Here is a 21489-nt window from a genome sequence, read left to right on the forward strand (position 1 = left end):
ACTGGCGGCATGAGCCTCGACGAGCACCACTACGCGTTGACCGTGCGCTGGACCGGGAACCTCGGGGCCGGAACGTCCTCGTACCGCGGCTACTCGCGTGACCACGACGTCGAGATCCCCGGGCTGCCGGTCCTGAAAGGCTCCGCTGACCCCACGTTCCACGGCGACCGGGAGCGGTACAACCCGGAGCAGCTGCTGCTGGCGGCGCTCTCGCAGTGCCACATGCTGTCCTTCCTGCACGTGGCCGTGAAGCACGGCGTGGTGGTGACCGGCTACGAGGACCGCGCCGAGGGCGTGATGCGGACCAACCGGGACGGCAGCGGCCAGTTCGAATCGGTCACCCTCAAGCCCCGGGTCACGACGGCGGCTCCGGTGGCCGAAGAGTTGCTGGCGGAGCTGCACCGCAGGGCGAACGCGGTCTGCTTCATTGCCCGGAGCGTCAACTTTCCGGTGCGGCACGAGCCCTCGGCGGTCGTGGACCCCGCCGCCGGCGTTCCGGGCGCGGACGCTCAGTCGGGCTGAACGCCGGCCCGGAATTCACGCAGCAGCCGGCGTTCGGTGTCCGAGCTGAGGCCTGCCTTCCGGTCCCGGCCGAGTCCGCGGCGGTGTTCGTCGGCCAGGGTGTCCGCCACCGTCTGCGTCCAGGGCCGCAGCGTCATCCCGGCGGCCCGCGCCGCCGCGTTGCTGCGGGCCGCGAAGCCGTCATGGCCGGTCGGCAGCCAGAGCGGCAGCGAGTCCGGACCCGCCCAGTAGTTCACCCCGCGGGCGGCGAGCCAGTCGGCCGGGGCCGCCACCACCTCGGCGCTTCCCCCGGCGGCCTGCCGCGCGGCGTCGAGGTACGCGGCGAACGGCACCGGGTCGCCCACCGCGTTCAGCGCCCCGGTGACCCCGGTTTCCGCCGCCCGCAGCACCCACGCGGCCAGGTCCCGCACATCGATGACCTGGGTGCGGTCCGCCGGGATGTCCGGGGCCAGTGCCGGACCCGGGTCCCGGGCGAAGCGGGCCAGCCAGTATCCGTAGCGGTCCGATTCGTCGCCCGGCCCGCTGATCAGCCCGGCGCGGCACAGGTGTGCCTTGTCCCCGGCGAGTTCCGCCGTCGAGCGTTCAATGGCCGACTTCGCCTCACCGTAGTTCTCCGGGGTCGGCTCCAGGTCTGCCGCCAGCGGGGCCAGCACCGCGGCGTCCTCGGCCGCGCCGGGAACGGAATGGTCCGCGTAGACCGAACAGCTTGAGACGAAGGTCCAGTGCCGGGCAGTTCCGGCCAGGGCTTCCAGCGCCTCCCGCGCCTGCCCCGGATGCCGGGCGACGTCGACGACGGCGTCCCACTCCCCCGCACTGGCGGCGCCGGCGTAGGCGGCGGGGCCCTGCGACCGGTCCGCCTGCAGCCAGGTGGCACCCTCCGGCGGGGTCCAACGGGTCCCGCGGGCCAGGCACATGACCTCGTGCCCGGCGGCGACCGCCTGTCGGGCGATTTCTGCGGACAGGAAGGCGGTGCCGCCAAGGACCAGGATGCGCATGGCGCAACGCTACGGCGCTAATGTTGAAACTGAACAGAGTGTTATGCGCCCGGCGAACGCGGGCGCCCCGAAGGAGCAAACCCCGCCGATGTACCGCCTCATCACCGCTGAGCCCATCACGCCGCCGGACATCTCGGCAGTCAACCTGCCGGGCGTCCTGATCAGCATCGGCGTCGGCGTCGCCACGTGGCTGGTGGCGTCGTTTGTGATCGCAGGTATCACCAAGCGCGTCGCCGCCGGCACCACGTTCTTCAAAAAGCCGCATTTCCGCTGGGTGGCCCCTGCGTTGCGGGCCCTGGACCACCAGCGGCGCGAGCAGCGGGCCAACACGATCGGGTCCCTGCTCAACAGTGTGGTGAGCGTGCTGGTCGTGGTTATCACGGTGATGTACGTCCTGCAGAACCTCAACGTCAACATCGCCCCGCTGCTGACCAGCGTGGGCATCCTCGGCGTCGCCATCGGTTTCGGCGCCCAGCAGCTGATCCGCGACTTCCTGGCCGGCATCTTCATCACCATCGAGGACCAGTACGGGATCGGGGACATCATCGAAACGTCCGAAGTAGTGGGCACGGTGGAGTCCATGGGCCTGCGTATCACCCGGGTCCGGGCCGAGGACGGCACCGTCTGGTATCTGCGCAACGGCGAGATCCTGCGGGTAGGCAACCGCTCGCAGGGCAGCTATGTGGCGCCGGGCGATTCGACGGCGGACGACGCCCCCGCAACCCAGCAACAGGCCGGAGAATAATATGACGATCCCCAGCGCCGGCGAGCCCCGCCAGCCCAAGCTGCTGATGCAGAACGATCCCTTCAGCCGGCCCGGCTACACGGACAACTTCTATGACGCCGTGGGCGGCCACGAAACGTTCGTGAAGCTGATCGACGTGTTTTACGACGGCGTCGCGACGGATCCGCTGCTGCGCCCGATGTACCCGGAGGAAGACCTCGGCCCGGCCAAGCGGCGCTTCCTGATGTTCCTGGAGCAGTACTGGGGCGGGCCCACCACCTACGGCGAGGAGCGCGGCCACCCGCGGCTCCGGATGCGGCACCAGCCGTTCCGCGTCACCCCGGAGGCGAAGGACGCCTGGCTGCACCACATGCGCACCGCCGTCGACGCCCTGGAGCTGCCGCCGCTCTACGAAGGAACGCTTTGGGACTACATGGAACGGGCCGCGCTCTCGATGGTCAACAGCCCGTCCGGGGCCTAGGACGATATGGAAAGACCCCGGAGGCACTTGGGGGAATGTCTCCGGGGTCTTTCTGCCTCAATAATACCTAGCCGGGTTTCCGGGCGACAAGTGTTTTAAGACGAGACCGTCGTCACGGTCGGTAGGGTGAGTCCATGCTGATAATCCGTGACGAAACCGCCGTGGACCGGGGTGCCTAGAGTCCTGAGCCGGAGCGGACCAGGACGTGGCCGCGGGGGCCGCTGAGCCGGAACCACCGGCCGGCCCGGAAGAGGCTTTGTTCCCCGTCAGCGAGGAAGCCCAGCGTCAACGCGGCGAAGGCCGCCCCCGCGGGCAGCCCGCCGGCGTCCGGCAGCAGACGTCCCCAGACCGTGGCCCGGGCATTGTTGACGATCAGCGCGCCGGGCTTGTCGGGGATGATGGCGGCGATCTCCGTGATGCCGGCCTCCGCGGCTTGTCGCAGGACCGCGTCGGGGAGCGCCCCGAGCGGCTCCCAGCCGCTGCGGGGGGCGCCGACGCCGGCCCACGACTCGGTGACGGTCATCGGTGGTACCGGAAGTTCGACGTCGTCGGCGCCGGCGCGTGCCAGCCGGTCCAGTACCGCGGACAGCGGGACGGTCACGTCGAGTTCCGCGGGCGCGGCCAGCGCCACGGTCCGGAGGCCGAGGATCGTCGGGGTCGACTCCCCGAGCAGCCGGGGCCGGAGCACGCAGACATAGGCGGCCAGGACGGGTCCGGCGGCGCTCAGCCGGATCGCGCCGTCGTCAATGGTCCGGGCCCGGGTGGCGAAGGTGCGCAGGTCGGCGAGGTCGCGGGGATCGGTGAACTGCAGGGGCTGGGTTAGGACGTCAGGCACAATCCTGACTCTACCGGCTGTGCCTCTTTTGAGCCGTGCCGGGGTGACGTCTAGAGTCAAACCATGACTGAAGCTGAAGCCGGATTGCAGGCGATGCCCACCGAGGATCCCACCTCCTCGCTCATCCAACTCCTGAACCTTGGCGAGCTGGAGGGAGCCCGGACGGATGAGGACATCTTTATGGGTCCTTCGCAGAAGCAGCCGCGGCAGCGTGTCTTTGGCGGCCAGGTGCTGGCCCAGTCGTTGGTGGCCGGCAGCCGCACGGTCCCGGAGGGCCGCGGCGTCCACTCCATGCACGGGTATTTCCTCCGCCCGGGTGACGCCAACAAGCCCATCACCTTCGGCGTGCAGCGGCTCCGCGACGGCCGGTCCTTCTCCGCTCGGCGGGTCCACGCGTACCAGGAGGGCATGCCCATCCTGTCGATGATCGCGTCCTTCCAGGACGAAGACGAAGGGATTGAGCACCAGACCGAAATGCCGGCGGGCATACCGGATCCGGAGTCGCTGCCGAGCACGGCCGACCTGCTGGGCAAGTACGACCACCCGGTGGCCCGGCACTGGGCCTACGAGCGGCCCTTCGACATCCGCCACGTGGATCCGGCCCTTTATGTCTCCGCCAAAGGTCCGAAGGAGGCCCGGAACGCCGTCTGGATGCGCACTTTCGGGCCGATGCCGGACGACCCGCAGATGCACCGCGCGGCGCTGGCCTACGCGAGCGACTACACGCTGCTGGAGTCCGTGCTGCGCCGGCACGGGATGAGCTGGATCACCCCGGGAATGTCCGTCGCGAGCCTGGACCACGCCATGTGGTGGCACCGGCCCGTCCGGGTGGATGAGTGGCTGCTCTACGTCCAGGAATCCCCCAGCGCTCAGGGCGCCCGGGGCCTGGCGACGGGAAAGATCTTCAGCCGGGACGGCCGGCATGTGGCCACGGTGGCCCAGGAGGGCATGATCCGGGTGCCGACCGACCTGAAAAACAAGGTCAAGGGCGCCGTCCAGACCAAGGTCCTGCAGCACCAGATGCGCAAGGCCGACCGCGGCTGACCAAGCCGGACCGACGCCGGCCAGGACACGGAGAGGCCGGTTCCCCCGCGGGGGAACCGGCCTCCTTCATGCGCGCTTGGCGGGCTGCTGCGCGAAACCTAGTCGCGGGTGAGGCGGCGGTGCGTCACGCGGTGCGGCTTGGCCGCGTCGGGGCCCAGGCGCTCGATCTTGTTCTCCTCGTAGGATTCGAAGTTGCCCTCGAACCAGTACCACTTCGAGGGGTTCTCCTCGTCGCCTTCGTAGGCCAGGATGTGGGTCGCCACCCGGTCCAGGAACCAACGGTCGTGCGAGACGACGACGGCGCAGCCCGGGAATTCGAGCAGGGCGTTTTCGAGGCTGCTGAGCGTCTCGACATCCAGGTCGTTGGTCGGTTCGTCAAGGAGGAGCAGGTTGCCGCCCTGCTTGAGGGTCAGCGCCAGGTTCAGGCGGTTGCGCTCACCACCGGAGAGCACCCCGGCCTTCTTCTGCTGGTCCGGGCCCTTGAAGCCGAAGGCGGCGACATAGGCGCGGGACGGCATCTCGACCTGGCCGACCTGGATGAAGTCGAGGCCGTCGGAAACGACTTCCCACAAGGTCTTGTTCGGGTCGATGCCGCCGCGGCTCTGGTCCGCGTAGGAGATCTTGACGGAATCGCCGATCTTCAGCTCGCCGCCGTCGAGGGGCTCCAGCCCCACGATGGTCTTGAACAGGGTGGTCTTGCCGACGCCGTTCGGGCCGATGACGCCGACGATGCCGTTGCGCGGCAGCGTGAAGGACAGCCCGTCGATCAGGGTGCGGTCTTCGAAGCCCTTCTGGAGGTTCTTGGCCTCCAGGACCAGCCCGCCCAGGCGCGGTCCCGGCGGGATCTGGATCTCTTCGAAGTCGAGTTTGCGGGTTCGGTCCGCCTCGGCGGCCATTTCCTCGTAGCGTGCCAGGCGGGCCTTGGACTTGGTCTGGCGGCCCTTGGCGTTAGAGCGGACCCACTCGAGTTCCTCGGAGAGGCGCTTGGCCTGCTTTGCGTCCTTCTTGCCCTGGACCTCCAGGCGGGCACGCTTCTTCTCGAGGTACGTGGAGTAGTTGCCCTCGTACGGGTACAGGTGGCCGCGGTCCACCTCGGCGATCCATTCGGCCACGTGGTCCAGGAAGTACCGGTCGTGGGTGACGGCGAGGACGGCGCCCGGGTAGGAGGAGAGGTGCTGTTCAAGCCACAGCACGCTCTCGGCGTCGAGGTGGTTCGTGGGCTCGTCAAGGAGCAGCAGGTCCGGCTTCTGCAGCAGGAGCTTGCAGAGGGCCACGCGGCGGCGCTCACCACCGGAGAGCAGTGTCACGTCGGCATCGGCGGGCGGGCAGCGCAGGGCATCCATGGCCTGCTCGAGCTGGGAATCCAGATCCCAGGCGTCGGCAGCGTCGATGGCTTCCTGCAACTGTCCCATCTCCTCGAGGAGGGCGTCGTAATCAGCGTCCGGGTTGGCCATTTCTTCGGAGATCTCGTTGAAGCGCTGGATCTTGCCGTAGATCTCGCCGACGCCTTCCTGGACGTTGCCCAGAACGGTCTTGTCCTCGTTCAACGGCGGCTCCTGCAGCAGGATGCCGACGGTGTAGCCAGGGCTCAGCCGGGCCTCGCCGTTGGAGGGGGTGTCCAGGCCGGCCATGATCTTGAGAATGGTGGACTTACCGGCACCATTCGGACCAACAACACCAATCTTGGCCCCCGGGAAGAAGGACATGCTCACGTCGTCGAGGATAAGTTTTTCGCCAACGGCCTTACGGGCCTTGGTCATTGTGTAGATAAATTCCGCCATGCCTACAAATCTAGTGGCTTGGCGCGGATAACTCACATTCCGGGGCGCTGCCAGCCGGGGTCCAGGCGGCGTAATCCGGGGAGACGGACCAGCTTAGCGCGGGCCGCACTGCCGCGAGGGGCCGGCGTGGACGGCCTCCCCTTGATGGCCGCTAGGCGGGCGAGCCCGCCAAGCAGCGCCCGTCCGCCAGGACCGGCAGCACAACCACCGCCACGGCACCACCCCGCACTTGGCCAACGACGCAGTCCCGGCCTTGCCGGACCGCGGCTTCCACGGCGTCGGCCTCCAGCCCGGTGGGGGTCCGGCTCGCCGTGACGTCGACCGCTCCCGGCGGGAAACCTGCTTCGGCGAGGGCCTGCCGGATGCGGCCGGTGCCCGGTTTGGCCTCCCGGGCGGCCGCTTGCGCCAGGGCCGCCTGCAGGCGCGCCGCGGCCTTGGCCGTGTCAACGCTTGCTGACGCGGGCAAGGCGGAAGCAGGGCCCACCGGAGCCCCTCCCCCATTGCCGCCGGCGGCCGAACCCGCCGACGTTACTGCCAGCAGCAGCGCCAGCCCGCCAAGGACAGGAAGGGCCGCCCGATGTTCCTTGCCAGTCCGGGTCCGCCTCACCCGGCAATTCTTCCACGCGGACGTCCGTCCCCGGCCTCAGGCGGCCGCCTCCTTCAGTTCGCCGGTCTCCTCGTCGAAGTCCAGCCCGTCGTCGGCGCCCGCGTCGTCCGCGTCGTCCGTGTCGTCCGTGTCCGGACCCGAGTGATGGCCGCCGTCGTCGGGACCATCGTGGCCTCCGTCCGTACGTTGCGCAGCGGTGTCCTGGCCGGGCACCGGGCCGCCCCCTGACGTGCGCGTGAAATTCGCGGACCCCCACATCAAGTCGTGGCCGACGGATTCCGCATCGATCTCCGCCGAGTGATAGATGCGGCCGTCCTTTTCCCAGCTGCGCATCTTGAGCCGGCCGACCACGATGACCCGCTGGCCTTTCTTGATGCTGCAGCCCATGTTTCCGGCCAGCTGGCGGTAACCCTGCACCGTGAACCAGTTGGTGTTTCCATCCACCCAGGCGTTCGCGGAGCGGTCAAAGCGCCGCTGGTTGGAGCCCATCCGGAAGGACGCGGTCGCGACGCCGCCCGGCGTCGTCGAGCTCCTGATCTCCGTGGCGACAAAGCCGCGGACCGTGATGCTGTCGTTCATTAGTCTGTCCTGTCTCGTTGGTCGTGCCCTAGCAGGCAGTTCCAGCTTCCGGCCAGGGCCGCCCGGCCGGCAGTGGGCGAATCCGCTATGTGGAAAAACCGGGGCAGCCAGCCGGGCGGGACCGCTAAAGCGCCCGGGCCGCGTCGCCCTGAGCAGCAGGGCGCGCCTGGCACTGTAAACTTCTTGAGGCGTCGCCGGCAGCAGCCGGGCACGCCTAACGTGCCCCAGTAGCTCAGGGGATAGAGCAGCGGCCTTCTAATCCGCCGGTCGGGGGTTCGATTCCCTCCTGGGGCACAAGAAAAGGAGGCTCTGACCTGCATTAACGCGGGTCAGAGCCTCTCTCGGTTTAGCCTCAATTTCGTTCGATCCACCGCTTATTCACCGCTTTGCTATGGCCCTCCGACCACATGAGTTTCCTCACGGCACGCAAGACATCCGATTGGGCAGGATCCAACTCTGCAAATTCGATACGCTTCTTGGGCCGGTACTCAGGCGGAAGCGGGATTGGGAGCGCGCCGACATAGGGCGTGAATCCGGGAACTGGTCCGCGGTCACATCTACTGCTAGCCCATCACCCTCCAGCCAGTCGTGCCCTTGGGTGGATGAAGGCCCGGACCATTCATGATGTGCCAGTCAGCTTCAGGCTCCTGTTCAGCCAGCAGATGACCGAGGGCGAACGAAGCCCACGTACAGGAGCCTCGCGGGAAGTCGTAAAAGCCGGCGTGCCTCTTCATTTCGGGGCGCAGTGCGCCTTCACGGAAACGGGCTGGTTGGGTCCCATGTAGGAGTCCAGTGTTTGTGTGAGTTTCGTGTCCGAGAATGGACACAGGAGGAGACTTACGAATCGTGGCACGCAGCCCCACCCCCCGAGCAGGTCACCGCCAAGGTCCGGCAGGGCCAGAAAGTGCTCAAGCAGGAGCTCTTGACGATGCTCATGGCGCGGACAGACAATAAGTAACCTTGACAACGGTCTCAGTCTTGCAGTATTAGGAGGCTGGACTGTGATCATCATTCGACGCAGCATAGTGGGTATGTTGGCGGTTGCTCTCATGCTCGCGTCCACGGTCACCGCATCAGCGGCTGGCAGAACGACCTACGGGCCCATGACCGCACCCAACCGTGTGGGTCAGCCCGCATGGTACACCGCCTCGGAGTGGAACGGAATGAAGCCCGCGCAGCACGGGACGACCGACTGGTGGATCACCGGCGCACCCGCTGACGCGACGCCTGACCTCAGGCGCCGCAGTGAGATCAAGGTCGGAGCGTCGCAGGCGGCTGCGACGCTGTCTGCGCCCGGGAAGAAGACGCAGTGGAAGGGCTGGCTCAAGCCGGTCCTTGGCCCTGCGAAGAACGACGGGAGGTCATGGCACTCCCTGGTCCAGCTGCACGGTCCCGACGAGGATGGTGGTTGGCGCTACGCCCAGGTCGCGCTCCGCGTGGAGAACGGATACTGGCGCCTGTGGGGCGACGACGGCTCCAATGTCAACGCATGGAGCATTCCACTCATGCCGTACGTGGACGGCTACGCAACGTACGCGATGGTGACGTACCATGCTGGCGCAGTGCAGTCCCTTGCGTGCGTCAGCCTCGACCCCGCGGGCGTTGAGATCGGCAAGCAGACGTGGTGTCACGACGCCGAAGCGTGGGATTCCCAGTGGGTCGTCTGGCACAGCGGGCTCTACCGCGGCTCGGGTAGCAGCACGCTCCAGCCGACGTACGAGCAGCGCGTCTATATCAAGGAACCGGTGGTTACCATCTCCTGACCTCAGTCCGAGGCGGCCAGGCATCGTCCGCCGGCGTAGGTCTCGGCTTTGTTCTGGGTGACGGTATCGGCTGCATCGACCTTGACCATTGCTTCGACGGCCGGGTTCTGGTCGGCTGGGCTTCGGAGTACATCCGGTCGGTGACTTAACCGGTGGTCTTCGCCGAGGTGTCCGAGTCCGGGGAAGGTGTTCACCTCTTCATCGAGGCACCGGAAGCTCCAGGCCGGAAGATCCGTGACGGCAGGAATATCGAACGATACACGGCCGGCCGCTACAGCGCGGTGACGGGAAACAAGCTCACCCTGTAGGAGGCCCGCCGTGGACGTTCCCCCGGGTCTCTGCGAGCGCGGCTCTGCGCTGTGGCTGGCGATGGCCACCACTGATGTCCCTCGGAATGGACTGGTGCTGGGGGCTGCCCGTACGGCTGACCGCCTGGACGAGCTGGACAACATCATTCAGGGCAAAAAGGGCGTCCTGAACCTCATGCAGTTCCGGGTCCTTGATCGTGAAGTCGACGATGACGGTTCCGTGAACATCAACGTTGAGGTCAAGTTCAACGCGGTCATGGCGGAGGCCGGCAGCAGGCCACGGTGTTCTCCAACATCCTCACGAAGCTCTCCCCCGCCGATTCGAAGGCGGCGGCGGCCCCTCCGGCGCCGGTACCCGCCGACCTTCCGGACAATCGCGGGTCATCCGCCGTCCAGGCCGCACCCCTACCGCCTCGGTGCTGGCTGAACCTGTGCATCGGGCCCCTTCAGATCCATTTGTTGTGCCGGAAGGTCAGGTAGAGGGCCGCCCCCATCACCAGCATCAGCCCCAGGGCCATGGGATAGCCGAAGATCCAGTCGAGTTCCGGTATCAGGCGGAAGTTCATGCCGTAGATCGACGCGATCAGGGTTGGTGCGAAGAGGATGGCGGCCCAGGACGAAATCCGTTTGGTCTGTTCGTTCTGGGCGATGCTGGATTCCGTGAGGAGCCGCATTTCGTCGTTCTGCCGCTGGGCCACGAGGGCGGCGTTGACGGCGAGCGCGTTTTGCAGCAGGGCGCGGAAGGCGGCGATCCGTTCACTTAGGCGCAGGACATGGTCCAGGACGTCGCGGAAATGGTCCTGCAGTTCGGGGCCGGGCACGTGGTTGGGCCGGCCGGCCCGGAGCGTCTGGAGGATGCCCGTCAGCGGCGCCGTCGCCCGCTGGAACATGATCACCTGGCGGGAGAGCTCGTAGATCCGGCGGGAGACGCCCGGGTCGGCGGCGAAAAGCTCGTCCTCGATCTCGTCGACGTCGTTCTCCAGGCCGGCGGCCACGGGCTCATACTCGTCCACCACCTGGTCCAGGATGGCGTACAGCACGGCGTCCGGCCCAAGGGCGAGGAACCCGGGCTGGGACTCCATCCGCCGCCGCACCCGCGCCAGGTCCGGGGATTCGGCATGCCGGACGGTGACCACGAAATCGGGGCCGGTGAAGATGTGGATCTCGCCGAACTGGACCTTCTCCGCTTCGTCCAGGTACCGGGCCGGACGCAGCACCAGGAAGTGGGTGTCGCCGTAGTGTTCGAGTTTGGCGCGCTGATGGCCTGCGAGGGCGTCCTCCACCGCCAGATGGTTCAGGTCGAACTCCTCGGCCACCGAGCGCAGTTCCGCTGCGTCCGGACGGTAGAGCCCGATCCACGCCATGCCCTGCCGTTGCCGCAGCACGAAGTAGGTCTCGTCCAGGTCCTCAGGGTCCGCGGTCCGGTACCCGTCCACATACACTGCGTTGTCGACGATTGTCACGGCTGTGCCTCCTCGGCTGAACCGCCCTCTGCAGGCGCCCTTTGACTGTGACGCTATACCGTCCCCCGCCCGCTGCCAACGGCCCGCCCGCTCCGGTGTCCGCAGCTGCGAATGAGGCCACAACGCGCCATCAACCGGCGCTTCCGTCCGCCCTAAGCACGCTTACTATGAAGATGACAGACGGGGCGCCAGGGAAAGCCTGCACGGCCCGCCCGCAAACGAAAGGCACGGCAGCCATGACCCAGACACCACGCGGATTCGATCCCCAGGATCCCAACGACGCCCTGCCCGCGCAGTACCCGACGGCGGGTGCCTCCTCCGAGCCCGTCGAGGAGGGCTACCCCGCCAGCGGGCCGGCGAGCGGCACCGGCCTGGCTACCGGGGCTCCGGCGGACGCCGTCGCGACCCCGGGCGCGGAAACCTCCGGCACCGCGGCCCCCGGAACGTCCGCGCCCGAGCCTGCTGCGGAACCCCGCCAGGTCACCCGCGCGGGGATGGTGTGGGCGGCCGTCGCCAGCGCCCTGGTGGTGCTGGTCCTGCTCATTGTCTTTATCCTGCAGAACCAGGTCTACGTCCAAGTGAAGTACTTCGGCCTTGAAGGCTCGGTCCCGCTCGGCGTCGCGCTCTTCATCGCCGCGGTCGGCGGCGGCATTCTGGTGGCCATCGCCGGAGCGGCACGCATCATCCAGTTGCGCCTCGCCGCGCACCGCCAGCGCGCCCGGCTCGCCGGCCAGCCGGCACGCACGCGCTAGGACGAACGACGCCGGCCGACGCCGACGCTGCCCGGTTGACAGGGCGGTGCCGGCGCCGGCGGGCTGCCCTAGGGCAGCGTGAGGATGACCGGCCCGTCCGCGGTGATCGCCACCGTGTGCTCGCTGTGGGCCGCCCGGCGCCCGTTGGCCGAGCGGAGGGTCCACTCGTCCGCGTCGTGGTAGTAGTCGTCCTTGCCGCCGAGGATCAGCATGGGTTCGATCGCGATGACGAGTCCTTCGGTCAGCTTGATGCCCCGGCCCGGCCGGCCGTCGTTGGGCACATGCGGCTCGGCGTGCATGGTCCGGCCGATGCCGTGGCCGCCGTGGTCGGCGAGCAGCCCGTAGCCGGCGCGGCGGGCGGCCCCGCCGATTGCGTACGCGACGTCGCCCATCTTGTTGCCGATCCGTGCCGCCTCAATGCCGCGGGCCAGGGCATCGTCGGTGGCGGCGATCAGCGCCTGGTCCACCGGGTCCGCGGTCCCCACGATGAAGCTGACCGCGGCGTCCCCGCACCAGCCGGCCAGGAAAGCGCCGCAGTCCACGCTCAGCAGGTCGCCGTCGGCCAGGCGGTAGTCGTTCGGGATGCCGTGCACCACCGCGTCGTTGACGGACGTGCAGATCACGCCGGGGAAGGGCACCGAGGCCCACCGGGGACGGTAGTCAAGGAACGCCGGGGTGGCGCCCGCGTCGGCAATCACCTTCGCTGCCTCGGCGTCGAGCTCCCTGAGGGAGACGCCGACGGCGGCAACCTCGCGCACCCGCGCCAGCGCGTTCGCGACCACCCGCCCGGCCTCGCGCATCAGGGCGATCTCTTCGGGGCTCTTGATCATGGACACGGGGGCTTCCTTCCGGCGCAGGGGCGGGTGGCTGCGGACGCTTAGATGACCGGCCGGGTGGTAACCGGTTCCGTCGGTTTGCTGAACAACTGCTTGGTTTTCGGATCGAGGAAGATCAGGTACAGGGCGAACAGCAGCGCGATGATGGCGGCGGCGTTGCGGGCCAGCGCGAGGGCGAGGCCAAGGTCCTCGGTCTGCAGGTAGGGGAAGACCTCGAGCTGGTCCGAAATGGCGTAGACCATAAAGAAGGACACCATGAAGTACACCGCCTTGACCTGCCAGTCGTCCCGGATGCCGGTGACGGCAAACAGCGGGATCAGCCAGACGACGTACCAGGACTGGATCATCGGCGCCAGGAAGACGACGGCGGCGAAGGCCAGCGTGAGCCGGCGCATCAGACGGTCGTAGTCGCCGCGGAAGATCTGCCAGCCGACGATGCCGAGCGCCAGCAGTTTCCCGGCGTCGTACACCCATTTGGCCATCCCCCAGCCGTCCAGGCTGAACGCGTTGAAGATAGAGGCGACGATCAGCCCCAGCAGGCCCACAGGCGCGTACCAGATCCAGATGCTGCCCGGGGCGGAGAGCCCGTTGATCCAGCCGAAACCGAATCCGTTGACCAGGCTCATGGCGTAGAGCAAGGCCAGGCTGATGCCGGCGGTGAGCGCCCAGAAGACGAATTTGCGCGGCCAGCCGGCGTTCTTGCCGGCCCACAGCAGGCCGATGAACGGCAGGAACACGATCGTGATGGGTTTGACCGAGATGGAAAGTGTGACCAGCACCAGGCCAAGCAGCACCCGCCTGGTGGCGCAGTAGTAGAGGCCGGCGAGGGCCAGGCCAAGCATCAGCGCGTCGTTGTGCACGCTGGCGATGAAGTTGGTCAGGAACAACGGATTGGCCGCGGTGAGCCAGAGGGCGCGGTGCGGATTGACGCCGTGGAGCTCGGCCAGTTTGGGCACATAGATCACGCAGAGCACGATGCCGACGAGGGCGGCGAGCCGGAACAGCATGATGCTCGCTTCCGGGTGCACGTTCGTGGACCAGACCACGAACTGCTCGATCCAGAGGAACAGCTGCCCGTACGGTACCGGGGCCTCGGTCCACATTTTGTCCGCGCCCAGCTGGAAGTAGTTCGACAGCGCCGAGATGCCGTTCTCGTACGGGTTGAAACCCTCCACCATCAGGCGACCCTGGCCGATGTAGGCGTAGACGTCGCGGCTGAAAAGGGGCACGGAGAACATCATCGGCAGCCCCCACGCCGCCACCGCCAGCAGGGTCGCCTTGCGGGCACCGGCGCCCCAGGTGCGCACCCGCTGCCCCAGCCGGAGCCAGGCGCGGACCAGCAGCATTCCGCCGACGGCCAGGAGCACTATGCTCAGCCCGACCCCGACGGCTTCGGTCCGCATCCAGATGAACAGGGGCAGGCGCCGCAGTTCGGAGACCGGGGCGAGCCAGCCGACGCCGAGCGAACCGACCGCCATGAACATGGAACCGACGAACCCGGCAAGAATCGGCGACCTCGCGTTGTCCACATCCGCAACAACCGCCTTGGGGGCGGGGCGGGACGTACCGGCAGCCGTTTCCCCCGCCGCAGGTACAGGGGCCGTCATCTCAGGATCGTCCTATCTGTTGTGGGGCTGGTTCGGCCCGCAACGGGCCGGTCAGCCGGCCATGGGGGCACGCCGCGATGACGAAAATCTTCGACGGCCGCGTACCAAAATCCTAGCACCGGACCGCTCAGCGGCGGCGGAACGGTAGGCTGGGCGGGTGCCTATATCTAATGAACGCATCGTGTGGATCGACTGCGAAATGACCGGCCTGGACTCCAAGAATGACGCCCTCATCGAGGTGGCGGCCCTGGTGACGGACTCGGAACTGAACATCCTCGGCGACGGCGTCGACGTCGTCATCAAACCGGACGACGCCGCGCTGGCCCAAATGAACGACTTCGTCCGCGACATGCACACCCGGTCCGGGCTGCTGGCCGAACTCCCCCACGGCAAGACCATGGCCGAAGCCCAGGACGTCGTGCTGGAGTACATCAAGAAGTGGGTCCCGGATCCGAAGAAGGCGCCGCTGGGCGGCAACTCGGTCGGCACCGACCGCGTGTTCCTGGTCCGTGACATGCCGGAGCTGGTGGAACACCTGCACTACCGCGTGATCGATGTCAGCACCATCAAGGAACTCTCGCGGCGCTGGTACGCCCGGGCGTACTTCCAGTCGCCGGCCAAGCTGGGCGGCCACCGCGCCCTGGGCGACATCAAGGATTCGATCGACGAGCTCCGCTACTACCGGGAGGCGGTCTTTGTGCCCGCACCCGGTCCGGACAGCGCCACGGCGCAGCGGATCGCGAAGTCGATCATGGCCCCCGCCGACGCTCCGGCAGAAGCACCCGCGGAGTAATCTCCACCACGTTTAGGGAAAATTTCGTCGAATTCGACGAAAGTGGCAAAACCACCCCCGAACAGCAGGTAAGCTATTTGTCGTTGCCTTTTCAGCCAGCCGGTTCGCCGGAAGGCATGGCGGGGCACATGGTGGGCGTAGCTCAGTTGGCAGAGCGCCTGGTTGTGGTCCAGGAGGTCGCGGGTTCAACCCCCGTCGCTCACCCTCACAAAGGACGGCAGAATTGTCCGACCTTTTCCAAAGGCCGCACCGGATATCCGGTGCGGCCTTTGTTGTCTGTCCAGTTGTTGCCTGTCCAGTCTTGTCCGTGCGTGGAAGGAACCGCGATGAAGCGCCAGCTCTTTGAAGAAGACCACGAGATGTTCCGTGAGATGGCTGCGGAGTTCAACGCGCGGGCGGTGGCTCCGCACTACGGCCAGTGGGACCAGGACCACATGATGCCCCGCTCGCTCTGGACCGCGGCCGGCGAGCAGGGTCTGCTGGGGCTCGCGGTGCCCGAAGAGTTCGGCGGCATGGGAATGGGCGACTACCGCTTCCGGGCCGTGCTGGACGAGGAATTCGCCAAAAGCAACCACCTGGCCGTGGGCCTGGCCTTCCACCTGCACGATGACATGGTCCTCCCCCACCTGCTGGCTTACGGCTCCGAGGACCTCAAAGCGCGCTGGCTGCCCGGTATGGTCTCCGGCGAGACGGTCACATCGGTCGCCTGGACCGAACCGGGAGCCGGTTCGGACCTGCGCGGTATCCGCACCAAGGCCGTCCGCGACGGCGACGACTGGCTGATCACCGGTCAGAAGACCTTCATCGGCAACGGCATCTCCGGCGACGCATCCCTGGTCCTGGCCCGCACCGACGGCAGCGCCGGCCGCGGCGGCCGCGACTCCTTCTCCCTCTTTATGGTGCGCAAGTCCGAGGGCTACAACACCGGCAATCAGCTGGACAAGATGGGGCTGAAAGCCTCGGACACCGCCGAGCTGTTCTTCGACAACGTCCGGGTGCCGCACGCTGACCTCGTCGGCGAGGAAGGCAAGGGCCTGCAGTACGCCGCCGAGCAGCTCCCCCAGGGCCGGCTCGCGATCGCCGTGGCGAGCTCCGCCGTCGTCCGCGCCGTCTACGAGGCGACCGTGGCCTACACGAAGGACCGCAACGCGTTCGGCGAGCGGATCATCGATTTCCAGCACAGCCGCTTCGAATTGGCCGACATCCTCACCGAGGTCGAGGTCACCGAAACCTACGTTGACCGGGCCATCCAGGCGTTCAACGCGGGCGAGCTCGACGCCGCCGCGGCGGCCCGGGCCAAGCTGTGGGCCTCCGAGCGCGCCAAGTCCGTCACCGACCGCTGCCTGCAGCTGCACGGCGGCTACGGCTACATTTTGGAGTACCCGGTGGCGCAGGCGTACCTCGCCGCCCGGCTGCTGACCATCTTCGGCGGCACGAACGAAATCATGCGCGACGTCGTCGGCCGCAGCATCGCCGGCTGAGCCTCGCCGCAACAACCCTCAGTACCAAAGGAACCCGCCGACATGACAGTCCTGCCCATCACGATCTGGGGCGAACCCGTGCTGCACCGCCGGGCCGCCGAGGTCGAAGTCTTCGACGACGAACTCCGCACCCTGATCGCGGACATGTTCGAGACCAACGACGCCGCCAACGGCGTCGGACTCGCCGCGCCCCAGGTCGGTGTGGGCAAGCGGCTCTTTGTGTACAAATACGTAAACGACGACGGCGCCCCGCCGGCCGGCGTCGTCGTCAACCCGGTGCTGACCCTCTCGAAGGTCTCCGGCGCGCTGCCTGACCCGGACGAGGAAGAGGAAGGCTGCCTGTCCTTTCCGGGCGGCCAGTACCCGCTCAAGCGCGCCGAGTGGGCCCGCGTGCAGGGCTTCGACGGGGACGGTAAGCCCGTTGAATTTGAGGCGACGGGCTGGTTCGCCCGGGTGATCCAGCACGAATACGACCACCTGGACGGCAAGCTGTACGTCAACCGGCTGATCGACCGCTATGCCCGCAAGGCGATGAAGCAGGCCAGGAAGAACGGCTGGGGCGTCCCCGGGCTGACCTGGATGCCGGGCGTTGACCCGGACCCGTTCGGCCACTGAGGACCCGCCGCGGAGTTAGACCCGGTCGACGGCGGCCAGGATGGCGGCGCCCAGCTCGGCCGGTTTGGTGAACTGGGGCCAGTGGCCGGTGGGCAGGTCCACGTAGTCCACGTCGCGGATCCGTGCCAGCTCCGCCACGTACGGGTGGCCGCCGGCAATCATTTCCCGCAGCATCGAGGACGGGAATTCGCAGGCGATCACGGTGGCCGGGACCTCGAAACGGCGTTCGTCCTTGAGCTGCTGCGGGTCCTGGGCCACGCCTCGGGGCTGCGGGAAGGCGCGGGAGCGGAACATGGCGCGCAGCTCGTCGGTCATGTCGGTGAGGTCCGCGTCTTCGAAGAGCTCCCATGGCGGCAACGGCACGTCGTCGCCGTCCGCCGGGAGTTCATCGTTGATGACACCACCGTCGGCGAGAGGTCCGCTGTCCACATAGACGGCCCGGGCCACCCGGTCCGGCCGGGCATCGACGACGCCGTGGATGATGGCTCCGCCGCCGGAGTGGCCCACCAGCACCACCGGTGCATCGAAGGAATCGACCATTGCGACGACGGCGTCGATGTGGGTGCGCAGGCCAATGCCGGCGCGCGGAGCCTCGGCCGATTCGAGGCCCGGAAGCGTCAACGGATACACCCTGTGTCCGGCCGCGGTGAGCGGCGGGGTGACACCCTCCCACGACGAGGCATCCAACCAGAATCCGGGTACAAGGATGATGTCCATGCCGGTACCCTACAGTTCGAGCACCGGCTCCACCACCTGCCCCTAATCCTCCGCCGGCTTCTGCAGCAGCGCGGCGTGGTCCGGGACGTAGCGGAACAGGTCCCGCGGCGGCCGCGTGTAATTGACGGCGCGCGGCCGTTCCGGCAGGGTCACCGGCTCCGTCCGGACTTCGGTGTAGTCGATGCTCGAAAGCAGGTGGGCGATCATGTTGATCCGGGCCCGGCGTTTGTCTTCCGCCTCGACGACAAACCAGGGCGACTCGGCGGTATCGGTCTGCATGAACATGTCGTCTTTGGCCCGCGAGTAGTCCTCCCAGCGCAGGATCGCCTCCCGGTCCATCGGTGAGAGTTTCCACTGCCGCAGCGGGTCCTCCAGCCGGGACTTGAAACGCCGTTCCTGTTCCGCGTGGCTGATCGAGAACCAGTACTTGAACAGCAGGATGCCGTCCTGGATCAGCAGGCGCTCAAAGACCGGGCACTGGGCCATAAAGCGTTTGTGTTCTGCGGGCGTGCAGAACCCCATGACCCGTTCGACGCCGGCACGGTTGTACCAGGAGCGGTCCATCAGGACGATCTCCCCGGCCGCCGGGAGGTGTTCCACGTAGCGCTGGAAGTACCATTCGCCGCGTTCCCGTTCGGTCGGGGCCGGCAACGCGACGATGCGGGCGACGCGCGGATTCAGGTACTCGGTGACGCGCTTGATGGCGCTGCCCTTGCCGGCGGCGTCGCGCCCCTCGAAGATCACCAGGACGCGCGCACCGGTGCTGCGGACCCATTCCTGCAACGCGACCAGCTCCGCCTGCAGCCGGGCGAGTTCGGCTTCATAGACGCCGAGCGGCAACCGCCCCACGGCCTGGCCCCCTGACGCCTTCCGGCGCGCCAAGGCCTTGCCAGCGCCTCCTTTGCCGGCGTCTCCCTTGCCGGTCCCGCTCTTGCCATGTGCCATGGTTCCCGCTTCAGTCGTCGCGACGGACGGGCCGCCGCCCGTGCGGGCGCTCTGTCCTGCCGCGCCCATTCTTGCCGAGCGCCTGATGGCCCACAAGGGGACGTCGGCCCGGGGACACCGGCATCCCGGCGCTCCTATGCTTGGGCTCATGGAAGCCACCCTGCCGGCGCCGGCGCAGCCCATCCTCACCGTCACCGTGAACCCCGCCCTGGATGTCAGCACCACAACCGAGCTGGTGACCAGCGGCCACAAACTGCGCTGCGGCCCCAGCCGGCTGGATCCGGGCGGCGGCGGCGTGAACGTGGCCCGGGTCATCCAGCGGCTCGGCGGCCGTCCGCTGGCCGTCTACACCGCGGGCGGCCCCACGGGCGAGGCTTACCGGCGGCTGATCGAGGCAGAGCGGCTGCCCACCCTGGTGGTCCCGATCCAGGGCAGCACGCGGCAGGACTTTACGGTCGATGAGACGTCCACCGGGAAGCAGTTCCGCTTTGTGCTCCAGGGGCCCGAATTGAGTGAGCCCGAATGGCGGCTGTGCCTGGCCCTCGTGGCCGACTCCATCCAGCCGGGCGGCTACGTGGTGGCCAGCGGCAGCCTCCCTCCCGGGGTACCGGAGAACTTTTACGCGGAGGTGGCCCGGCTGGCCCGGGAGCAGAATGCGCGCTGCGTGGTGGATGCTTCCGGGCCGGCCCTGGCCGCTGCCCTGTCCGAGGGCGTGTTCCTGGTCAAACCCAGCCGGCGGGAACTCGGGCTGCACTTCGGCACCACGCTGGACAGCGAACGAAGCGAGCTCGACGCCGCCATGGCCCTGGTGTCCGACGGATCGGCCGAACATGTGGCCCTGACCCTTGGCGGGCAAGGAGCTGTCCTCGCTTCCAAGGACGGCACGCTCCGCCTGGCCGTGCCGCAGGTTCAGGTGCAAAGCACCGTGGGTGCGGGCGACAGCTTCCTGGCAGCCTTCGTGCTCCGGCTGGCGCAGGGGCGCACGCTGGCCGACGCGTTCCGCTCGGCCGTCGCTGCCGGAAGCGCCACCGTCACGACGCACGCCACCGAACTGTGCCACCGGGTCGACGTCGAACGGTTGGAAGCTGAACTCGCCGGACAGGCGGTCGGGGCTTAGCCCGAAACCTGCACACCGCTGGCATGATGGGCCGCATGGGGGAAACCAGAACACGCTCGCAACCGAAGCCGCGTACTTTCAAGGAGGCATCCAGCAGGGTGGTGTCGCTGCTGGTCTGGGCCGGCGGCGCCACCGCCGTCGGCTGGCTGCTGCTCACGGGCAGGGGCGGCGCCGCCGCAGCGGCCGCGCCGTGGCTGGCTGCAGCGTCGTTGCTGGTCTACCTGACGCAGTGGCAGCCGCGGCTGATCGTGGGAGCCGACGGCTTTGAGCTGGTCAACGGCCTGCGCCGGCACCGGATCCCGTTCGCCGCGGTGGACGACGTCGAGGTCCGGCACTCCGTGACGGTGAAGGCTGCCGGGAAGAGGTATGTCAGCTGGGGCGCCCCGACGCCGCCCAGCGCTTTTGGCGCCGGGTTCGAGCACGCCCGGGACTGGAAACAACGCCCCTTAGGGGTCCTTCCGTCCAATGAGCGCATGGCCCAGTCGCCGACGCCGGGCGGACGGGATGCGATTGTCAGGGCCTGGCAGGATGCCAGGACGGCGAAGGGGGACGCCCGCGGCGCGGCCGTCAAGGCCCCCGGCGGCGCGGTCGTCTCCGAGTGGAACTTCCCCCTGCTGGTTCTCGTGTTGCTCCTTGCCGGCTGGTGCCTGGTCTCGGTGCTCTTCTGACTGGTTCGGCTCCGGCCCGCGTCAGTGTGCCCCCGTCAGCGCGGCCCTTGTCAGCGCGGCACGATGGTCTGCTGCCCCGGACAGGCGCCGAGGACCCGCTTCATCGCATCCTTCTCGGCCGGCGTCACCCAGAGCCCGTAGGCGGCTTTGACCGAAATTTGCCGGGCGACGTAGTGGCAGCGGAACGCCTTGTTCGGCGGCAGCCAGGTGGCGGCGTCGGAGGCGCTCTTGTCCTGGTTGGCTTGACCGTCGACGGCGATCAGGTTCAGCGGATCGTTGGCGAGGTGCTGGCGCTGCACGGCGGTCAGCTGCTGGGCCCCCTTCTGCCAAGCATCGCCCAGCGCCACGACGTGGTCGATTTGCACCGCTTTGCTGGACTCTGCGCCACGCTGGAAAGCGATGGTCTGCCCGGTGTAGGGCTCCTGGAAGGTTCCGGCTCCGATCCGGCAGCGGGAGCCTTCGGTGAACCGGGCGCCGGCGAGGTCACGGCGGAGGATGTCGTTGCGGGTGTCGCAGCCGTTGCGGTCAACGTCGAGCCAGGCCTGGCCAAAGGCGCCGCGGTTGTAGTTACTGCCGGCTGCCCGGCCTTTGACCGGCAGCGCCTCCAGGGCGTCCGCGGCGGTTCCCGGCGGGACGGCGTACACCGGGTTGACGGGTTTCATCCAGCCGGCCGCGAACACGGGAGCCTCGCGGGGCCCGTTGGCCTGCGGTTCGGCCAGGGCGAACTGGCCCACGGTGAAGAACCAGGCCAGACCGCCGGCGAGGGCAAGCAGCGCGGCGGCCAGCAGGGCCCACGCTTGGCGGGACCGGCGTCGGGCCCGCCTGAAGTCGCTCCAGGTGATGCTCACGGAAGCGC

The 21489-nt window shown here is 68.0% G+C and carries 24 protein-coding genes and 2 tRNA genes; 15 read left to right on the forward strand and 11 right to left on the reverse strand.

The window, feature by feature from the left end; genetic code table 11:
* Window positions 1–9: 9 nt before the first annotated feature.
* Window positions 10–522, forward strand: coding sequence for an OsmC family protein (locus AC1MBE_RS02470; protein ID WP_479780622.1), 513 nt, complete (start codon window positions 10–12; stop codon window positions 520–522).
* On the opposite strand, the gene AC1MBE_RS02475 is transcribed toward AC1MBE_RS02470, so the two are convergent.
* The gene (locus AC1MBE_RS02475; protein WP_479780624.1) at window positions 510–1517 is read right to left on the reverse strand and encodes an NAD-dependent epimerase/dehydratase family protein; all 1008 of its coding nucleotides are present in this window, start codon (window positions 1515–1517) and stop codon (window positions 510–512) included. The genes AC1MBE_RS02470 and AC1MBE_RS02475 overlap by 13 nt on opposite strands.
* A gap of 88 nt (window positions 1518–1605) precedes the next feature.
* Here AC1MBE_RS02475 and AC1MBE_RS02480 point away from each other — a divergent pair, with 88 nt between their 5' ends.
* Window positions 1606–2262 carry a mechanosensitive ion channel family protein gene (locus AC1MBE_RS02480; RefSeq protein ID WP_479780626.1) on the forward strand — a complete coding sequence of 219 codons (657 nt, stop codon included), beginning with the start codon at window positions 1606–1608 and terminating at the stop codon, window positions 2260–2262.
* A gap of 1 nt (window position 2263) precedes the next feature.
* Window positions 2264–2722 (forward strand): globin, encoded by a 459-nt coding sequence (locus AC1MBE_RS02485; RefSeq protein WP_479780628.1) that lies wholly within the window; start codon window positions 2264–2266, stop codon window positions 2720–2722.
* A gap of 175 nt (window positions 2723–2897) precedes the next feature.
* Here the strand turns inward: AC1MBE_RS02485 and AC1MBE_RS02490 are convergent, their stop codons facing one another.
* Complete coding sequence (locus AC1MBE_RS02490; RefSeq protein ID WP_479780630.1) at window positions 2898–3557, reverse strand: DUF8185 domain-containing protein; 660 nt, start codon at window positions 3555–3557, stop codon at window positions 2898–2900.
* Window positions 3558–3620: 63 nt separating this feature from the next.
* On the opposite strand from AC1MBE_RS02490, the gene tesB reads away from it, so the two are divergent.
* Complete coding sequence (gene tesB / locus AC1MBE_RS02495; protein ID WP_479780632.1) at window positions 3621–4601, forward strand: acyl-CoA thioesterase II; 981 nt, start codon at window positions 3621–3623, stop codon at window positions 4599–4601.
* Window positions 4602–4699: 98 nt separating this feature from the next.
* On the opposite strand, the gene ettA is transcribed toward tesB, so the two are convergent.
* From ettA to AC1MBE_RS02510, 3 genes are all read right to left on the reverse strand, one after another.
* Complete coding sequence (gene ettA / locus AC1MBE_RS02500) at window positions 4700–6382, reverse strand: energy-dependent translational throttle protein EttA (protein ID WP_346960802.1); 1683 nt, start codon at window positions 6380–6382, stop codon at window positions 4700–4702.
* Window positions 6383–6533: 151 nt separating this feature from the next.
* Window positions 6534–6848: a DUF6993 domain-containing protein gene (locus AC1MBE_RS02505; protein ID WP_479780634.1), complete on the reverse strand. Its 315-nt coding sequence runs from the start codon at window positions 6846–6848 to the stop codon at window positions 6534–6536.
* A 177-nt stretch (window positions 6849–7025) separates the two neighbouring features.
* Window positions 7026–7568: a single-stranded DNA-binding protein gene (locus AC1MBE_RS02510; RefSeq protein ID WP_479780635.1), complete on the reverse strand. Its 543-nt coding sequence runs from the start codon at window positions 7566–7568 to the stop codon at window positions 7026–7028.
* Between the two features lie 221 nt (window positions 7569–7789).
* Between AC1MBE_RS02510 and AC1MBE_RS02515 the strand changes: the two genes are divergently transcribed.
* The 4 genes from AC1MBE_RS02515 (at window position 7790) to AC1MBE_RS02530 (ending at window position 10066) form a co-directional block, all read left to right on the forward strand.
* A tRNA-Arg gene (locus AC1MBE_RS02515) sits at window positions 7790–7862 on the forward strand.
* 707 nt (window positions 7863–8569) lie between these two features.
* Entirely contained in the window at window positions 8570–9331 is a 762-nt protein-coding gene (locus tag AC1MBE_RS02520; RefSeq protein ID WP_479780637.1) for a hypothetical protein, read from the forward strand.
* A 152-nt stretch (window positions 9332–9483) separates the two neighbouring features.
* The gene (locus tag AC1MBE_RS02525; RefSeq protein WP_479780639.1) at window positions 9484–9639 is read left to right on the forward strand and encodes a hypothetical protein; all 156 of its coding nucleotides are present in this window, start codon (window positions 9484–9486) and stop codon (window positions 9637–9639) included.
* Window positions 9640–9649: 10 nt separating this feature from the next.
* Window positions 9650–10066: a hypothetical protein gene (locus AC1MBE_RS02530; RefSeq protein WP_479780641.1), complete on the forward strand. Its 417-nt coding sequence runs from the start codon at window positions 9650–9652 to the stop codon at window positions 10064–10066.
* A 19-nt stretch (window positions 10067–10085) separates the two neighbouring features.
* On the opposite strand, the gene AC1MBE_RS02535 is transcribed toward AC1MBE_RS02530, so the two are convergent.
* Complete coding sequence (locus AC1MBE_RS02535; RefSeq protein ID WP_479780643.1) at window positions 10086–11102, reverse strand: magnesium and cobalt transport protein CorA; 1017 nt, start codon at window positions 11100–11102, stop codon at window positions 10086–10088.
* Between the two features lie 236 nt (window positions 11103–11338).
* Between AC1MBE_RS02535 and AC1MBE_RS02540 the strand changes: the two genes are divergently transcribed.
* Complete coding sequence (locus AC1MBE_RS02540) at window positions 11339–11854, forward strand: LapA family protein (RefSeq protein ID WP_479780645.1); 516 nt, start codon at window positions 11339–11341, stop codon at window positions 11852–11854.
* Window positions 11855–11922: 68 nt separating this feature from the next.
* Here AC1MBE_RS02540 and map read toward each other — a convergent pair whose 3' ends face one another.
* Window positions 11923–12690 carry a type I methionyl aminopeptidase gene (gene map / locus AC1MBE_RS02545; protein WP_479780647.1) on the reverse strand — a complete coding sequence of 256 codons (768 nt, stop codon included), beginning with the start codon at window positions 12688–12690 and terminating at the stop codon, window positions 11923–11925.
* A 41-nt stretch (window positions 12691–12731) separates the two neighbouring features.
* Window positions 12732–14297, reverse strand: a complete 1566-nt coding sequence (gene mptB / locus AC1MBE_RS02550; protein ID WP_479780649.1) for a polyprenol phosphomannose-dependent alpha 1,6 mannosyltransferase MptB — start codon at window positions 14295–14297, stop codon at window positions 12732–12734.
* A gap of 157 nt (window positions 14298–14454) precedes the next feature.
* Here mptB and orn point away from each other — a divergent pair, with 157 nt between their 5' ends.
* From orn to def, 4 genes are all read left to right on the forward strand, one after another.
* Entirely contained in the window at window positions 14455–15090 is a 636-nt protein-coding gene (gene orn / locus AC1MBE_RS02555) for an oligoribonuclease (RefSeq protein WP_479780651.1), read from the forward strand.
* 131 nt (window positions 15091–15221) lie between these two features.
* Window positions 15222–15294, forward strand: a tRNA-His gene (locus AC1MBE_RS02560).
* A gap of 122 nt (window positions 15295–15416) precedes the next feature.
* Window positions 15417–16571, forward strand: a complete 1155-nt coding sequence (locus tag AC1MBE_RS02565) for an acyl-CoA dehydrogenase family protein (RefSeq protein ID WP_479780653.1) — start codon at window positions 15417–15419, stop codon at window positions 16569–16571.
* A 42-nt stretch (window positions 16572–16613) separates the two neighbouring features.
* Window positions 16614–17186, forward strand: coding sequence for a peptide deformylase (gene def, locus AC1MBE_RS02570; RefSeq protein ID WP_479780655.1), 573 nt, complete (start codon window positions 16614–16616; stop codon window positions 17184–17186).
* A gap of 15 nt (window positions 17187–17201) precedes the next feature.
* Here def and AC1MBE_RS02575 read toward each other — a convergent pair whose 3' ends face one another.
* The gene (locus AC1MBE_RS02575; RefSeq protein ID WP_479780657.1) at window positions 17202–17903 is read right to left on the reverse strand and encodes an alpha/beta fold hydrolase; all 702 of its coding nucleotides are present in this window, start codon (window positions 17901–17903) and stop codon (window positions 17202–17204) included.
* 42 nt (window positions 17904–17945) lie between these two features.
* Window positions 17946–18848, reverse strand: coding sequence for a polyphosphate kinase 2 (gene ppk2 / locus AC1MBE_RS02580; protein WP_479780659.1), 903 nt, complete (start codon window positions 18846–18848; stop codon window positions 17946–17948).
* 148 nt (window positions 18849–18996) lie between these two features.
* On the opposite strand from ppk2, the gene AC1MBE_RS02585 reads away from it, so the two are divergent.
* Window positions 18997–19965, forward strand: coding sequence for a 1-phosphofructokinase family hexose kinase (locus tag AC1MBE_RS02585; protein ID WP_479780661.1), 969 nt, complete (start codon window positions 18997–18999; stop codon window positions 19963–19965).
* Between the two features lie 35 nt (window positions 19966–20000).
* Window positions 20001–20633: a PH domain-containing protein gene (locus AC1MBE_RS02590; RefSeq protein WP_479780663.1), complete on the forward strand. Its 633-nt coding sequence runs from the start codon at window positions 20001–20003 to the stop codon at window positions 20631–20633.
* 50 nt (window positions 20634–20683) lie between these two features.
* On the opposite strand, the gene AC1MBE_RS02595 is transcribed toward AC1MBE_RS02590, so the two are convergent.
* Complete coding sequence (locus AC1MBE_RS02595; protein ID WP_479780665.1) at window positions 20684–21481, reverse strand: HNH endonuclease family protein; 798 nt, start codon at window positions 21479–21481, stop codon at window positions 20684–20686.
* Between the last annotated feature and the right edge of the window lie 8 nt (window positions 21482–21489).

Source organism: Arthrobacter sp. BG5, assembly GCF_056680155.1.

Excerpts from the sequence above, each read along its gene's own strand:
- AC1MBE_RS02470 (WP_479780622.1), top strand. The coding sequence starts at position 10 with ATGAGCCTCGACGAGCACCACTACGCGTTGACCGTGCGCTGGACCGGG.
- AC1MBE_RS02475 (WP_479780624.1), bottom strand. The coding sequence starts at position 1,517 with ATGCGCATCCTGGTCCTTGGCGGCACCGCCTTCCTGTCCGCAGAAATC.
- AC1MBE_RS02480 (WP_479780626.1), top strand. The coding sequence starts at position 1,606 with ATGTACCGCCTCATCACCGCTGAGCCCATCACGCCGCCGGACATCTCG.
- AC1MBE_RS02485 (WP_479780628.1), top strand. The coding sequence starts at position 2,264 with ATGACGATCCCCAGCGCCGGCGAGCCCCGCCAGCCCAAGCTGCTGATG.
- tesB (WP_479780632.1), top strand. The coding sequence starts at position 3,621 with ATGACTGAAGCTGAAGCCGGATTGCAGGCGATGCCCACCGAGGATCCC.
- ettA (WP_346960802.1), bottom strand. The coding sequence starts at position 6,382 with ATGGCGGAATTTATCTACACAATGACCAAGGCCCGTAAGGCCGTTGGC.
- AC1MBE_RS02510 (WP_479780635.1), bottom strand. The coding sequence starts at position 7,568 with ATGAACGACAGCATCACGGTCCGCGGCTTTGTCGCCACGGAGATCAGG.
- AC1MBE_RS02540 (WP_479780645.1), top strand. The coding sequence starts at position 11,339 with ATGACCCAGACACCACGCGGATTCGATCCCCAGGATCCCAACGACGCC.
- mptB (WP_479780649.1), bottom strand. The coding sequence starts at position 14,297 with ATGACGGCCCCTGTACCTGCGGCGGGGGAAACGGCTGCCGGTACGTCC.
- AC1MBE_RS02565 (WP_479780653.1), top strand. The coding sequence starts at position 15,417 with ATGAAGCGCCAGCTCTTTGAAGAAGACCACGAGATGTTCCGTGAGATG.
- def (WP_479780655.1), top strand. The coding sequence starts at position 16,614 with ATGACAGTCCTGCCCATCACGATCTGGGGCGAACCCGTGCTGCACCGC.
- AC1MBE_RS02575 (WP_479780657.1), bottom strand. The coding sequence starts at position 17,903 with ATGGACATCATCCTTGTACCCGGATTCTGGTTGGATGCCTCGTCGTGG.
- ppk2 (WP_479780659.1), bottom strand. The coding sequence starts at position 18,848 with ATGGCACATGGCAAGAGCGGGACCGGCAAGGGAGACGCCGGCAAAGGA.
- AC1MBE_RS02585 (WP_479780661.1), top strand. The coding sequence starts at position 18,997 with ATGGAAGCCACCCTGCCGGCGCCGGCGCAGCCCATCCTCACCGTCACC.
- AC1MBE_RS02590 (WP_479780663.1), top strand. The coding sequence starts at position 20,001 with ATGGGGGAAACCAGAACACGCTCGCAACCGAAGCCGCGTACTTTCAAG.